13 protein-coding genes are annotated in these 13,783 nt (G+C 72.6%); 2 read left to right on the top strand and 11 right to left on the bottom strand.

The annotated features are described in order from the left end of the window. Positions 1 to 108 precede the first annotated feature (108 nt). The 11 genes from yajC to pgsA form a co-directional block, all read right to left on the bottom strand. Positions 109 to 603, bottom strand: a complete 495-nt coding sequence (gene yajC / locus ABZY20_RS27070) for a preprotein translocase subunit YajC (protein ID WP_356444468.1) — start codon at positions 601 to 603, stop codon at positions 109 to 111. Positions 604 to 788: 185 nt separating this feature from the next. Continuing rightward, entirely contained in the window at positions 789 to 1,859 is a 1,071-nt protein-coding gene (gene ruvB, locus ABZY20_RS27065; RefSeq protein ID WP_356444467.1) for a Holliday junction branch migration DNA helicase RuvB, read from the bottom strand. A gap of 24 nt (positions 1,860 to 1,883) precedes the next feature. After that, a complete protein-coding gene (gene ruvA / locus ABZY20_RS27060; protein WP_356444465.1) occupies positions 1,884 to 2,489 on the bottom strand; it encodes a Holliday junction branch migration protein RuvA in 606 nt (201 codons plus the stop codon). Next, positions 2,486 to 3,025 carry a crossover junction endodeoxyribonuclease RuvC gene (gene ruvC, locus ABZY20_RS27055; protein ID WP_356444463.1) on the bottom strand — a complete coding sequence of 180 codons (540 nt, stop codon included), beginning with the start codon at positions 3,023 to 3,025 and terminating at the stop codon, positions 2,486 to 2,488. The genes ruvA and ruvC overlap by 4 nt, the downstream gene beginning before the upstream one ends. 103 nt (positions 3,026 to 3,128) lie before the next feature. Then, entirely contained in the window at positions 3,129 to 3,881 is a 753-nt protein-coding gene (locus ABZY20_RS27050) for a YebC/PmpR family DNA-binding transcriptional regulator (protein ID WP_356444461.1), read from the bottom strand. A 48-nt stretch (positions 3,882 to 3,929) separates the two neighbouring features. After that, positions 3,930 to 4,538: a pyridoxal 5'-phosphate synthase glutaminase subunit PdxT gene (gene pdxT, locus ABZY20_RS27045; RefSeq protein ID WP_356444459.1), complete on the bottom strand. Its 609-nt coding sequence runs from the start codon at positions 4,536 to 4,538 to the stop codon at positions 3,930 to 3,932. A 5-nt stretch (positions 4,539 to 4,543) separates the two neighbouring features. Further along, positions 4,544 to 5,449: a pyridoxal 5'-phosphate synthase lyase subunit PdxS gene (gene pdxS / locus ABZY20_RS27040; protein ID WP_356444457.1), complete on the bottom strand. Its 906-nt coding sequence runs from the start codon at positions 5,447 to 5,449 to the stop codon at positions 4,544 to 4,546. A gap of 138 nt (positions 5,450 to 5,587) precedes the next feature. Continuing rightward, the gene (locus ABZY20_RS27035) at positions 5,588 to 6,130 is read right to left on the bottom strand and encodes a hypothetical protein (RefSeq protein WP_356444456.1); all 543 of its coding nucleotides are present in this window, start codon (positions 6,128 to 6,130) and stop codon (positions 5,588 to 5,590) included. A 473-nt stretch (positions 6,131 to 6,603) separates the two neighbouring features. Beyond that, complete coding sequence (locus ABZY20_RS27030; RefSeq protein WP_356444454.1) at positions 6,604 to 7,767, bottom strand: glycosyltransferase family 4 protein; 1,164 nt, start codon at positions 7,765 to 7,767, stop codon at positions 6,604 to 6,606. Next, positions 7,764 to 8,672, bottom strand: coding sequence for a phosphatidylinositol mannoside acyltransferase (locus ABZY20_RS27025; protein ID WP_356444452.1), 909 nt, complete (start codon positions 8,670 to 8,672; stop codon positions 7,764 to 7,766). Before ABZY20_RS27025 ends, ABZY20_RS27030 begins: the two co-directional genes overlap by 4 nt. Then, on the bottom strand, positions 8,669 to 9,424 hold the full coding sequence (pgsA, locus tag ABZY20_RS27020; RefSeq protein WP_356444484.1) for a phosphatidylinositol phosphate synthase: 756 nt from the start codon (positions 9,422 to 9,424) through the stop codon (positions 8,669 to 8,671). The genes ABZY20_RS27025 and pgsA overlap by 4 nt, the downstream gene beginning before the upstream one ends. Positions 9,425 to 9,638: 214 nt before the next feature. Between pgsA and ABZY20_RS27015 the strand changes: the two genes are divergently transcribed. Continuing rightward, the gene (locus ABZY20_RS27015) at positions 9,639 to 11,837 is read left to right on the top strand and encodes an elongation factor G-like protein EF-G2 (protein ID WP_356444450.1); all 2,199 of its coding nucleotides are present in this window, start codon (positions 9,639 to 9,641) and stop codon (positions 11,835 to 11,837) included. A gap of 171 nt (positions 11,838 to 12,008) precedes the next feature. Further along, positions 12,009 to 13,676 (top strand): hypothetical protein, encoded by a 1,668-nt coding sequence (locus tag ABZY20_RS27010; RefSeq protein ID WP_356444449.1) that lies wholly within the window; start codon positions 12,009 to 12,011, stop codon positions 13,674 to 13,676. Positions 13,677 to 13,783 lie beyond the last annotated feature (107 nt).

Genomic DNA, 13,783 nt, shown 5'->3' with positions numbered 1-13,783 from the left:
CGCGCCCCCCGGGGGGGCCGGCGCCCCCCACACTCTCGGGGGCGGGGCGGGGGGGGGGGGGGGCGGGGGGGGGGGGGGCGCCCCCCCCCCCCCCCCCCGGCCCCACGACTACTTCGCCTCGGAATCGCCGTCGGTCTTCTTCGGCTCTGCGTCCGTCTTCGCCTCGCCGGCCGGGGCCTGGTCGGCCGGGTCGGCGGCCGTGTCCTTCTTGCCGAGGTCGACGGCCTTGTCGTCAGCGGGGGCGTCGGAGGCGGAGTCGGTCCCGGTGAGGGAGGAGGCGTCGTCCGGGACGAGGCCGGCGTCGGACTTCAGGTCGTGCTCGATGCCGTGGACGATGCGGTTGTACTCGTCGTCGGTGAGGACGGCACCGATGGCGTTCTTGGCGAACAGGAGCTCGACGCCCGGCCCGGCGTCGAGGAGGACGGTGTCCTCGTTGACTTCCTTGACCGTGGCGTACATGCCCCCGATGGTGCGGACACCGCTGCCGGGCTGCATTTGGTTCCGCATCTCCACGGCCTGCTGCTGCTTCTTCTTGGCCGACCGGGTCATCAGGAACATGGCCCCGATGAGCACGATGAACGGGAGGAGGGTCAGGAGACTCACGGGTCGGTACTTCCTTCACACGACCGCGCTGTGAGCGGCCAGATGGTTGGGGGTGTGTACGCCGCCGGCAAAGGCGGCATCGGCGGAGTCTAAGCGAGTCCGCGCGCATGGAACAACGCTCAGCATGGCACCGGGGTTCCTGCTCCGGCCACTGGCCTCGCCGTCCCGGTGCCGTGACGGCGAGGTCACGCCCCGAACAGGTCCTGTTGTCCGTTTCCGGCGGTCTGCGAGCGGGGCGGGGTGAGGCCGAGGTGCGCCCAAGCGGCGGGGGTGGCGACCCGGCCGCGCGGGGTGCGGGCGAGCAGTCCCTCCCGTACCAGGAAGGGCTCGGCCACCTCCTCCACGGTCTCACGTTCCTCCCCGACCGCGACGGCGAGCGTGGACAGGCCGACCGGGCCGCCGCCGAACAGCTTGAGCAGGGCCTGCAGCACGGCGCGGTCGAGGCGGTCGAGGCCGCGCGCGTCCACCTCGTAGACGGCGAGGGCCGCCCCAGCGATGTCCCGGGTGATCAGGCCGTCGGCCTTGACCTGCGCGTAGTCGCGGACGCGGCGCAGCAGGCGGTTGGCGATACGGGGCGTGCCGCGGGAGCGGCCGGCGATCTCGGCGGCGCCCGCCGGGTCGATCTCGACCTCCAGGAGGTTCGCCGAGCGGTGGATGACCCGCTCCAGCTCGGCCGGCTCGTAGAACTCCATGTGCGCGGTGAAGCCGAAGCGGTCGCGCAGCGGGGGCGGCAGCAGGCCCGCGCGGGTGGTGGCGCCGACCAGGGTGAAGGGGGGCAGCTCCAGCGGGATGGCGGTGGCTCCGGGGCCCTTGCCGACGATGACGTCGACGCGGAAGTCCTCCATCGCCATGTACAGCATCTCCTCGGCGGGGCGGGACATGCGGTGGATCTCGTCGAGGAAGAGGACCTCGCCCTCCTGGAGGGAGGAGAGGATCGCCGCCAGGTCGCCGGCGTGCTGGATGGCGGGGCCCGAGGTGATGCGGATGGGGGCGCCCATCTCGGCCGCGATGATCATCGACAGGGTGGTCTTGCCGAGGCCGGGGGCGCCGGAGAGCAGGACGTGGTCGGCGGTGGCGCCGCGCGCGCGTGCCGCCCGCAGGACGAGGTCGAGCTGTTCGCGGACCTTCTCCTGGCCGATGAACTCCCCCAGGTCCTTGGGGCGCAGGGCGGCCTCGACGGCCTGGTCCTCGCGATCGGCGACGGAGTCCACCAGCCGCTCCGCGGCGGGGGTGTCGGCGGTGTCGTCCCAGTTCATAGATAAAGCCTCAGAGGTCGTGGATCAGCGGGCGCGGTTCAGGGTCTGCAGGGCCGCCTTCAGCAGCCGGCCCACCTGGGGCGTGCCCTCGGCGGCCTCGGCCTGCGGGGTCACGGCGGCCACGGCCTCGTCGGCCTCCCGGGTGGCGTAGCCGAGGCCGATCAGGGCGGCGTGCAGCTGGTCGCGCCAGCCGGCGCTGACCGGCGCGCCGACGGCGGGCGCCCCGACGGGCTCGCCCAGGCGGTCCTTCAGTTCCAGCAGGAGCTTCTGGGCGCCCTTCTTGCCGATGCCGGGGACGGCGGTAAGGGCCTTCTCGTCGCCGGTGGCGACGGCCCGGCGCAGGGCGTCCGGGCGGTGCACGGCGAGCATCGCCTGGGCGAGCCGGGGTCCGACGCCGCTGGCGGTCTGGAGCAGCTCGAAGACCTGCCGCTCGTCGTCGTCGGCGAAGCCGTACAGCGTGAGGGAGTCCTCGCGGACGACCAGGGAGGTGTGCAGCTTGGCGGGCTGGCCCAGGCGGAGCGCCGACAGCGTGTCGGGCGTGCACTGGACGGCCATGCCGACGCCGCCGACCTCGACGACCGCGGCGTCCGGGGCGAGGGCGGCGACGGTGCCGCTGACGAAGGCGATCATGCCGTACGGCCTTTCGGTGCTCGGGCGGATTGCAGGGCGACGGCCTGCTGGAGCCGGTTCTGCGCGGGGGCGCGCCAGATGTGGCAGATGGCGAGGGCGAGGGCGTCGGCCGCGTCGGCGGGCCTGGGCGGGGCGCTGAGCCGCAGCAGGCGGGTCACCATCGCGCCCACCTGGGCCTTGTCGGCGCGGCCGCTGCCGGTGACGGCGGCCTTGACCTCGCTCGGGGTGTGCAGCGCCACGGGGATGCCGCGGCGGGCGGCACAGAGCATGGCGACGGCGCTGGCCTGGGCGGTGCCCATCACCGTGCGGACGTTGTGCTGGCTGAAGACGCGCTCCACAGCGACGTACTCCGGCCGGTGCTCGTCGAGCCACTGCTCGATGCCCTGCTCGACGGCGACGAGGCGGTCGCCGAGATCGGCCTCCGCGGACGTCCGGACGACGCCGACGCCGATCATGGTGAGCGGCCGTCCAGCCACGCCCTCGACCACGCCGACCCCGCACCGGGTCAGTCCCGGGTCCACCCCCAGCACGCGCACGCGCCCTCCCTTTCGGTCACCTGTTTGTGCAGGCTATCGGGTGCCACCGACAACGCGACGGGCCGACGGGGTGTGTCCCGTCGGCCCGTTGGGTGTGCGCGGCTCAGGCGTCGACCTTCTCCATGACCTCGTCGCTGACGTCGAAGTTGGCGAAGACGTTCTGCACGTCGTCGCTGTCCTCCAGGGCGTCGATCAGCTTGAAGATCTTCTTGGCGCCCTCCTCGTCCAGTTCGACCTGCATGGTCGGGACGAAGTTGGCGTCGGCGGAGTCGTAGTCGATGCCGGCGTCCTGCAGGGCGGTGCGGACCGCGACCAGGTCGGTGGCCTCGCTGATCACCTCGAAGCTCTCGCCGAGGTCGTTGACCTCCTCGGCACCGGCGTCCAGGACGGCGCCGAGGACGTCGTCCTCGGACAGCTCGCCCTTGGGGACGATGACGACGCCCTTGCGGTTGAACAGGTACGACACCGAGCCCGGGTCGGCCATCGAGCCGCCGTTGCGGGTCATGGCGACGCGGACCTCGGAGGCGGCGCGGTTGCGGTTGTCGGTGAGGCACTCGATGAGCACCGCGACGCCGTTCGGGCCGTAGCCCTCGTACATGATCGTCTCGTAGTCGGCGCCACCGGCCTCCAGGCCCGCGCCGCGCTTGACCGCCGAGTCGATGTTCTTGTTGGGGACCGACGACTTCTTGGCCTTCTGGATGGCGTCGTAGAGCGTCGGGTTGCCCTCGGGGTCGGCGCCGCCCATGCGCGCCGCGACCTCGATGTTCTTGATCAGCTTCGCGAAGAGCTTGCCGCGCTTGGCATCGATGACGGCCTTCTTGTGCTTCGTCGTGGCCCATTTAGAGTGGCCGGACATCTGCCTGTCTCCTTCGCGTAACCCATCTCAGCAACGAACGCAGGAATCCTACAAGGACTCGGCTGCCCGGTTCGCGCGCACCATGTCGACGAACAGGGCGTGCACGCGGTGGTCACCGGTCAGTTCCGGGTGGAACGAGGTGGCCAGCGCGGTGCCCTGGCGGACCGCGACGATGTGGCCGTCGTGTTCGGCGAGCACCTCGACGGCCGCGCCGACGGACTCCACCCAGGGGGCGCGGATGAAGACGCCCTCCACGGGGTCGCCCTCGACGCCCTCGACGCCGACGGCCGCCTCGAAGGACTCGTTCTGCCGGCCGAAGGCGTTGCGGCGCACGATCATGTCGATGCCGCCGACGGTCTCCTGGCCCGAGCGCGGGTCGAGGATCTTGTCGGCGAGCATGATCATGCCGGCGCAGGTGCCGTAGACGGGCATGCCGTCGCGCACGCGGGCGCGCAGGGGCTCCATCAGGCCGAACAGGACGGCCAGTTTGGAGATCGTGGTGGACTCCCCGCCGGGGATGACGAGGCCGTCCACCTCGGCGAGTTCGTCGGGGCGCCGCACCGGCCTGGCCACGGCGTCGGCCGCGGCCAGGGCGACGAGGTGCTCCCGGACGTCGCCCTGGAGGGCCAGGACGCCGATCACAGGTGTGTCGCTCATGGGTGTTACCAGCCGCGGTTGGCGTAGCGCTCGGTCTCGGGGAGGGTGTCGCAGTTGATGCCGACCATGGCCTCGCCGAGGTTGCGGGACGCGTCGGCGACGATCTTCGGGTCGTCGTAGAAGGTGGTGGCCTTCACGATGGCGGCGGCGCGCTTGGCCGGGTCGCCGGACTTGAAGATGCCGGAGCCGACGAAGACGCCCTCGGCGCCGAGCTGGCGCATCAGGGCCGCGTCGGCCGGGGTGGCCACGCCGCCGGCGGAGAACAGCACGACCGGGAGCTTGCCGAGTTCGGCGACCTCCTTGACCAGCTCGTAGGGGGCGCGCAGCTCCTTGGCGGCGGCGTAGAGCTCGTTGTTGTCGTAGCCGCGCAGGCGGGCGATCTCGTTCTTGATCTGGCGCAGGTGGCGGACGGCCTCGACGACGTTGCCGGTGCCGGCCTCGCCCTTGGAGCGGATCATCGCGGCGCCCTCGGCGATGCGGCGCAGGGCCTCGCCCAGGTTGGTGGCGCCGCAGACGAACGGCGTGGTGAAGGCCCACTTGTCGGAGTGGTTGACCTCGTCGGCCGGGGTGAGGACCTCGGACTCGTCGATGTAGTCGACGCCGAGGGACTGCAGCACCTGGGCCTCGACGAAGTGGCCGATGCGGGACTTGGCCATGACCGGGATGGAGACGGCCTCGATGATGCCCTCGATCATGTCCGGGTCGGACATCCGGGCCACGCCGCCGTCCTTGCGGATGTCGGCCGGGACCCGCTCGAGGGCCATGACGGCGACGGCGCCCGCGTCCTCGGCGATCTTCGCCTGCTCCGGCGTGACGACGTCCATGATGACGCCGCCCTTGAGCTGCTCGGCCATGCCGCGCTTCACACGGGCGGTGCCGGTCGCGGGAGCCTGGTTTTCGGAGATGGACACGGGTGACCTCGCTGAGGGAAAAGAGGGGTTTTCTGCAGCACCGAGGAAACGCGAGGGGACCAGGCCACAGCAAGGGCCAATGGGAACGCTGTGGATCCTTTTCGGGCCGACGGCCAGGGAACCGCAGGTGAACGGGGCTCAGGTCGCCCGGTCCACCAGGGCAGCAGGAGGCTCGTCGTCCATTTCGAAGGCGAGCGGGAAGGGGGCGTGGCCGGCCAGCCGGAACCAGCGGACCTTGCGGTGCCGGCGCAGCGCCCGGGCGGCCCGCACCGCGTCGTTGTGGAAGCGGCGGGCCATCGGGACCTTGCGGACCGCTTCGGTCAGTTCCCGCGCGGCCTCCTCTCCCCCGGGCGCCCCGCGCACGGCCTCCACCTGCGCGGGCTCGGCGAAGACGGCCCGCAGCGCCTGGCTCAGCTCGCTCTCGGCGACCTCCCGCTGCTCCTCCTCCGCCTGCCGGGCGGCGTGGGCGGCCTCGTACAGCACGATGGAGGCGGCCGGATCCAGCACCCCCGAGGTGGCGAGTTCCTGTGCCACCGACGCCCGGCGCAGCAACTGCGCGTCCAGGGCGGCCCGGGCCGCGTCGATCCGGGCGTGGAGGCGGTCCAGGCGCCCGGCGGTCCAGCTCAGGTAGAGCCCGATGGCGACCAGGGCGACGGCGATCCAGATGAGAGTGGTGGTCACGGGCGGCAAGGCTAGCGCCACGCGGCGGGGGCCGGATCACCGCGGCCTCCCGCCGGGCCGCACCCCCCCCCCGTCGTGGTGCCCTTCCATGACGGGGCCGCCCGGGCCCGGGTGCGGGAAACAGGTCCGCCGCCCGGCCCGGACCGCGCGGTCGCTGCCGACCGCGGCTTCGTGGTGGTCTCCGCCGCCGTCGGCGAGGGGCCCACGCGCTCCCAGGGGTCCGACGGCGGGGGTCCGGGGCCGCACCTCCGGGCGGTACTGCGCTCTGCCGTCCCGGATCACGTCCAGGTCCGCCGCCTCCACGGTGTCGTGGCCGACCACGACCGCGCCGTCGCCGTCGCCGCACAGGAAGGCCGTCGCAAAACCCGCCGTTCGCCCGGGCCAGGCTGATCCCTACGGGGTGCGCGCACCCCGGGCCGCGGGCCGCGCGGCACCTGAGGAATCGGCGGCCGGCCCCACCGGCTGTCCCGGCGTCAGTCCCTGGCCAGCCCCAGCCGGCCCCACAGCCCGCTGGTCCGCTCGTCCGCGGCCACCGCCGCCGCGCCCGCCGTCACCGTCTCGTAGACGGACAGGATGTCCGCGCCGACGGTCGACCAGTCGAAGCGCCGTACGTGGGCGCTCCCCCGCTTCCGCAGCTCCGCCCGCCGCTCCGGGTCCGCCAGCAGCCGCACGGCCGCGTCGGCCAGGGCGTCGGCGTCCTCGTTGGGGAACAGCTCGCCGGCCGCCCCGCGGTCCAGGACCTGGGCGAAGGCGTCCAGGTCGGAGGCGAGGACGGGAGCGCCGGCGGACATGGCCTCGACGAGGATGATGCCGAAGCTCTCACCGCCGGTGTTGGGCGCCACGTACAGGTCGACGCTGCGCAGGAAGCGGGCCTTGTCCTCGTCGCTGATCATGCCGAGGAACTCCACGCGCGAGCGCAGCCCGGCCGGCAGGGACTCCACCGCCTCCTCCTCGTCACCGCGCCCGGCCACCAGCAGCCGGGTCCGCGGGCGCGCGGCGAGGATCCTCGGCAGGGCCCTCATCAGCACCGGCAGTCCCTTGCGGGGCTCGTCGATGCGCCCGATGAAGCCGATGGTCTCGCCCTGCCACTCGGCCTTGGGCTCGGCCTCGGCGAAGAAGTCGACGTCGACGCCGTTGGGGATGACCACCGCGTCCCCGCCGAGGTGCTCCACGAGGGTGCGGCGGGCGTACTCGCTCACCGCGATGCGCGCGCTGATCTTCTCCAGGGCGGCCTGGAGGATCGCGTACGCGGCGATCATGGCCCGGGAGCGCGGGTTGGAGGTGTGGAAGGTCGCCACGATCGGGCCCTGGGCGGCCCAGCAGGCCAGCAGGCCCAGCGAGGGCGAGGTCGGCTCGTGGATGTGGATGACGTCGAAGGCCCCGTCGTGCAGCCAGCGGCGCACCCGGGCCGCGCTCAGGAAGCCGAAGTTCAGCCGGGCCACCGAGCCGTTGTACGGCACCGGCACCGCGCGTCCGGCCGAGACGACGTAGCGCGGCAGCGGGGTGTCGTCGTCGGCCGGGGCCAGGACGGAGACCTCGTGGCCGAGGCGCAGGAAGTACTCGGCGAGGTCCCGGATGTGGAACTGGACTCCGCCCGGGACGTCCCAGGAGTACGGGCAGACGATGCCGATTCTCACGGGCGCCCCTTCGCGGGATCGAGGTCCGCGAGCCACAGGCGCTGCAGCATGTGCCAGTCCTCCGGGTGGTCGGCGATCCCGGCGGCGAAGGTGTCGGCCAGCGCCTGGGTCATGACGGTGGTCTTCTCGGCGCGGGTGCCCGACTCGGGCACCTCGACCGGCGGGTGGACGCGGCCGTGCATCACGGGCGGGTCGTCGTACCAGAGGGTGACGGGCAGCAGCGCGGCGCCGGTCTGCTGGGCGAGCAGGGCAGGGCCGGCCGGCATCCGGGCCGTGTCGCCGAAGAAGCCGACCTCCACGCCGGAGGCGGACAGGTCGCGGTCGGCGACCAGGCAGACCAGGCCGCCGTCGCGCAGCCGCCGCGCCAGGGTGCCGAAGGCGGTACCGCCGCTGTGCGGCAGGACCTCCATGCCGAGGCCCTCGCGGTAGGCGACGAACCGGTCGTAGAGCGTCTCCGGCTTGAGGCGCTCGGCGACCGTGGTGAAGGGGATGCCGAGCTGCGTGGTGACCCAGGCGCCGGCCAGGTCCCAGTTGGCCAGGTGCGGCAGGGCGAGCACGACACCCCTGCCGGCGGCCAGGCCCTCGGTGAGGTGGTGCAGGTCCTTGGGGGTGAAGGCGTCCGCGATGTGCTGCTTGCTCCAGGCGGGGAGCCGGAAGGACTCCATCCAGTAGCGCAGGTAGGAGCGCATCCCGGCGCGGGAGAGCTCGGCGAGGCGCTCGGGGCTCGCGCCGGGCACCACCCGCGCGTAGTTGCTCTCCAGGCGCCGCACGCCCTTGCCGCGCTGCTTCCAGGCGAGGTCCGCGATGGTCTGCCCGAGCCGTACGGCGACGGGCTCGGGGAGCTTCTTCACCGTGCCCCAGCCGAGGCCGTACAGCGCGTCCGACAACCGGTCCTGGGCGCTCACGTGGCCGCCTCGCTCCCGTGGGAGGCGTTTCGCTGCTCGCCTTCATTGTCCTGCGAGGCCGCCGCCTGCTCGGCCTCCGCGGACTCGCGGCGGACCGTGACGACCCGCTGGATCAGCGTGACGAGACTGCCCACGGCGACGATCCACAGGGCGACCGGCAGCAGGTACTGGATGCCGGGCACGCCGAACGCGTGCAGGCCCGCCAAGCCGGCCGCGACCAGCGAGATCACCAGCCGCTCGGCGCGCTCGACGAGCCCGTTGACGGCGACCGGCAGGCCGATCGACTCGCCCCGGGCCTTGGTGTACGACACCACCTGGCCGCTGGCCAGGCAGAAGATCGACACGGCGCACAGCACCAGGTCGTCGCCGCCGCCCGCGTACCAGAGGATGAAGCCGCCGAAGATCGCGCCGTCGGCGACCCGGTCCAGTGTGGAGTCCAGGAAGGCGCCCCAGCGGCTGGAGCGGCCGAGCTGGCGGGCCATGTTGCCGTCGACGAGGTCGGAGAACACGAACAGCGTGATCACGACCGTGCCCCAGAAGAACTCGCCCATGGGGTAGAAGACCAGCGCGCCCGCGACCACACCGGCGGTGCCGATGAGCGTGACGGTGTCGGGGCTGACGCCCCGCCGGATCAGAAACGCGGCGAACGGTGTGAGGACACGCGTGAAGAATGCACGCGCGTACTTGTTCAGCATGGCCTTCCCGAGGGTCGGTGTCGCCGTCTGGCCCCTGCTGGCCACCGGCTGGCCCATCGTAGCCACGCGCGCGTGCGGGCGAGGGGCGGGCACCCAGACCCTGCTGTCGTGCCGTCGCGGGGGCGGTGGGGCCGGTGATGGCGTCGTTCGTATGGACGCACCATGACGGGAGTGGGAAGGTCGAAGGACCGCGGGCGTCGCCGGAGCCGCACCGCACGCGGCTCCCGCGTCCGCGCCCACAGTGACCTCACCGTGCACGGGAGGCAGGACCATGGGCGACAAGGCACAGACCCACCCCGGAGCCGCCGGCAGGGCACAGGCGGCCGACCACCCCCAGTCCGTACGGAACGTGGTGCTGGTCGGCCACTCCGGCTCGGGCAAGACCACCTTGGTGGAAGCCCTCGCACTCACCGCGGGGGCGGTGAACCGGGCGGGCCGCGTGGAGGACGGCGGCACCGTCTCCGACTACGACGAGATCGAGCACCGGCAGCAGCGCTCGGTGCAGCTCTCCCTGGTGCCCGTCGAGTGGGACGGCATCAAGGTCAACCTTCTCGACACCCCCGGATACGCCGACTTCGTCGGTGAGCTCAGGGCCGGTCTGCGGGCGGCGGACGCGGCCCTCTTCGTCGTCTCGGCCTCGGACGGCGTGGACGGCGCGACGCGCATGGTGTGGGAGGAGTGCGCGGCGGTCGGCATGCCCCGGGCGATCGTCGTCACGCACCTGGAGGCGGCGCGCGCCGACTTCGAGGAGATGACGCGGATCTGCGCGGAGGCCTTCGGCGCCGACGACCCCGACGCGGTCCTGCCCCTGTACCTGCCGCTGCGCGCCCCCCAGGCACCGGACGGGCACGCGCCCGTGACCGGGCTGATCGGGCTGCTGTCGCAGAAGCTGTTCGACTACTCGACCGGCGAGCGCAAGGAGTCGGAGCCGGTCGAGGACCAGCTGCCGCTGATCGAGCAGGCCCGCAACCGGCTGATCGAGGGGATCATCTCGGAGAGCGAGGACGAGACCCTCATGGACCGCTACCTCGGCGGGGAACCGATCGAGGTCAAGACCCTGATCGACGACCTGGAGCGGGCCGTCGCGCGCGGCGTCTTCTTCCCCGTCCTGGCCGCCGCCCCCGCGGCCGAGGGCGCCCGGCAGGGGCTGGGCACGGTGGAGCTGCTGGAGCTGATCACCGGCGGCTTCCCGACGCCGCTGGAGCACGAGACGGTCCGGGTGACGACCATCGACGGCGAGCCGCGCGAGCTCAAGCCGTGCGACCCGGACGCGCCGCTGGTCGCGGAGGTCGTCAAGACGTCCTCCGACCCGTACGTCGGCCGGCTGTCGCTGATCCGCGTCTTCTCGGGCACCCTGCGCGCCGACCAGACGGTCCACGTCTCCGGGCACGGACTGGCCGACCGCGGGCACGAGGACCACGACGTCGACGAGCGGATCGGCGCCCTGTCCACTCCCTTCGGCAAACAGCAGCGCCCGGTCTCGCACGTGATCGCGGGCGACCTGGCGTGCGTGGCCAAGCTGAGCCGCGCCGAGACCGGCGACACCCTGTCCGCCAAGGACGACCCGCTGCTCATGGAGCCGTGGCAGATGCCCGACCCGCTGCTGCCGCTGGCCATCCAGGCGCACAGCAAGCCGGACGAGGACAAGCTCTCCCAGGGCCTGGCACGGCTGGTGGCCGAGGACCCGACGATGCGGCTGGAGCAGAACCAGGACACCCACCAGGTGGTCCTGTGGTGCCTGGGCGAGGCGCACGCGGACGTCGCCCTGGAGCGGCTGCGCAGCCGCTACGGCGTCCAGGTCGACGTCGTCCCGCACAAGGTGTCGCTGCGCGAGACCTTCGCGGCCAAGTCGGCCGGGCGCGGCCGGCACGTCAAACAGTCCGGCGGCCACGGCCAGTTCGCCATCTGCGAGATCGAGGTCGAGCCGCTGCCGGGCGGCTCCGGCATCGAGTTCGTGGACAAGGTCGTCGGCGGCGCGGTGCCCCGGCAGTTCATCCCCTCGGTGGAGAAGGGCGTACGGGCCCAGGCCGCCAAGGGGGTCGCCGCCGGGTATCCGCTGATCGACGTGCGCGTGACCCTGCTGGACGGCAAGGCGCACTCGGTGGACTCCTCCGACGCCGCGTTCCAGACGGCCGGGGCGCTCGCGCTGCGGGAGGCCGCGGCCGACGCGAAGATCCATCTGCTGGAACCGGTGGCCGAGGTGGCGGTGCTGATCGGCGACGACTTCGTGGGCGCCGTGATGAGCGACCTGTCGGGGCGGCGCGGCCGGGTCCTCGGCACCGAGCAGACGCCCGGCGGGCGCACCCTGATCAAGGCCGAGGTGCCCGAGATCGAGATCGGCCGGTACGCGATCGATCTGCGCTCGATGTCGCACGGCACCGCCCGCTTCAGCCGCCGCTACGCACGGCACGAGCCGATGCCGCCGCAGGTGGCGGAGAGGGTGCGCGAAGAGGCGCACGTCCCGTCGTAGTTGGCGCCGGGCGCCACCAACTGCCCCCTGGGAAGCTCCCTTCCGGGCCGGCGGACGGCTTGCGGGCCGTCCGCCGACGGGCACCGGCGCGTGCCGATACGCTGATGACCTGATCAACAGGTGTGCGGAGCGCGGAAGTCGGGAAGGCCGCATGATGCGGATGCGGCAGCGATGGGGGCGGCAGTGACGGACGGATTCGACTTCAGTCCAGGGGCCCAGGTGCCTCTGGCGGGTGCGACGGGCCAGACGGCGGCGACCTATGCCCTGGCCGCCGCGGCCTACCGGGACGACGAGGTCACCAAGATCCTCGACGCCGACAACGAGTGGCACCAGTCGAAGGTGACCCCGCCACGCCCCTGGGCGAAGATATTCCGCCCCCGGTTCGGCGAGGCCTTCTCCCGCGCGGTCATCGACCGGATGCTGGGCGCCGGGCGCAAGCCGGTCATCCAGTCCTTCGGCATCGAGCCCCAGGTCGTCGTGGAGCACTGCCTGGCGGCCCACCGCATCCGCCGCGACCGCGACAACCTGCTCTCGGCGATCACGGTGATCTGCGGGGTGCTCTTCCTGCCCGGATTCCTCGTGTGGCTGCTGGTGTTCACGCTGCGCACCACCATGGCCAAGCGCGAGGACAAGCGCGCCGGCCTCCTCGCCACGACGCTGCTGGTCGCCGTGGGCGCGCTCGCCGTGCTGTTCCTGCTCCGCATGCCGTTCACGGGATTCTGGGCCTGGTACGCGCGCCTGGCGATCATCATGCCGGTGGTCGGCTGGTTCTGGGCCAAGCAGATCTGCGAGCGGACCGCCCGTGACCTGCGGGACCGCTGGTCGAGCCTGCTGTCGGGCGGCGGCGTCGGCGCCAAGATCCCCGAGGCCGTCCCGGGCACGCCCGGCGACGCGGCCGAGCAGGTCCGCAAGGAGCTGGCCCGCCTCGCCGCCGAGCAGCGCTCCAACTCGGCCTTCTACGCCGGGCCCAAGGGCATCCTCGGCATGGGCACGCGCTGGGGCAGCTGGCAGCTGGCCGAGGAGCTGGTCTCCGCCGAGCCGGGCAAGGACTTCCACCCCTTCCGCAGCTGGGACGTGATCGTGGCGATCCAGGGCGGCCTGGGCATGCTGGAGCGCACGTCCATCAACACCGGCGGCTTCCCCAAGCCGTCCATCACGCACTGGATCGTCACGCCGATCGGCGAGAAGGCGACGGAGGTGGCCCGGCCGAGCGGCACGGACGTCGACGCCTACACGGTCCGCACCCACGCCGTGCAGGAGATCTGCAACAAGCAGCAGTTCGGCAGCGGCGACCGGCACTACCTGGGCGTGCAGTGGACCCTGTGGGACGGCCACCTGGTCCTCACGATGCTCATCACCGTCACCGTGCTGCACGACACCCTGCGCATCGAGGTCACGGGCCACGCCCTGGGGCCGGTCAACCCCCTGTTCAACGAGAAGCCCGCCGCCAAGGAGAAGGCGGTGCAGAAGGCCTTCCGCTTCTGGGAGACCCGCACCGTCAAGCTCCCGCTGATCGACGCCGACGAGGTGGTACGGCTGGCCGCGCGCGCCCCGCTGACCTGGTACCCGCCGCTGCTGAACTGGCTCGGCGGCAGCCTCACACTGCCGGAGCCGTTCGGTCTGCGGCACGCCTGGGCCGACCAGCCGTGGCGGCACCGCTTCATGGCGGACGACGCCCTGCGGGCCGCGACGCCCGTGCTGCGCGTGGTGCACGCGGCGGCGCTGAAGGTGCTGCGGGAGAACGGGGTGAGTGTGGAGAAGTTCGGGGCGCGGTCGGCGGCGCTCAGCGGGGCGGTGCAGGAGGCTGCGCCGAAGAAGGCGGATGTGTACGACGCGTAGTTGTCGAGGCGCAGGCGTTGCGGCGGGGTGGGTGCGCGACCCGGCGCCGCGGGTACCGCCTGCGCCCACCGTCCCCCAAGCTCTCGGCTGCGCTCGACCAGGGGGCG

The sequence above is a fragment of the Streptomyces sp. NPDC006624 genome (assembly GCF_040611555.1).
Lineage (GTDB): Bacteria > Actinomycetota > Actinomycetes > Streptomycetales > Streptomycetaceae > Streptomyces.
This window is presented reverse-complemented; position numbering and strand designations above follow the sequence as displayed.

Excerpts from the sequence above, each read along its gene's own strand:
- ruvA (WP_356444465.1), bottom strand. The coding sequence starts at position 2,489 with ATGATCGCCTTCGTCAGCGGCACCGTCGCCGCCCTCGCCCCGGACGCC.
- ABZY20_RS27010 (WP_356444449.1), top strand. The coding sequence starts at position 12,009 with ATGGGGGCGGCAGTGACGGACGGATTCGACTTCAGTCCAGGGGCCCAG.
- pgsA (WP_356444484.1), bottom strand. The coding sequence starts at position 9,424 with ATGGGCCAGCCGGTGGCCAGCAGGGGCCAGACGGCGACACCGACCCTC.
- pdxT (WP_356444459.1), bottom strand. The coding sequence starts at position 4,538 with ATGAGCGACACACCTGTGATCGGCGTCCTGGCCCTCCAGGGCGACGTC.
- ABZY20_RS27050 (WP_356444461.1), bottom strand. The coding sequence starts at position 3,881 with ATGTCCGGCCACTCTAAATGGGCCACGACGAAGCACAAGAAGGCCGTC.
- ruvB (WP_356444467.1), bottom strand. The coding sequence starts at position 1,859 with ATGAACTGGGACGACACCGCCGACACCCCCGCCGCGGAGCGGCTGGTG.
- ABZY20_RS27015 (WP_356444450.1), top strand. The coding sequence starts at position 9,639 with ATGGGCGACAAGGCACAGACCCACCCCGGAGCCGCCGGCAGGGCACAG.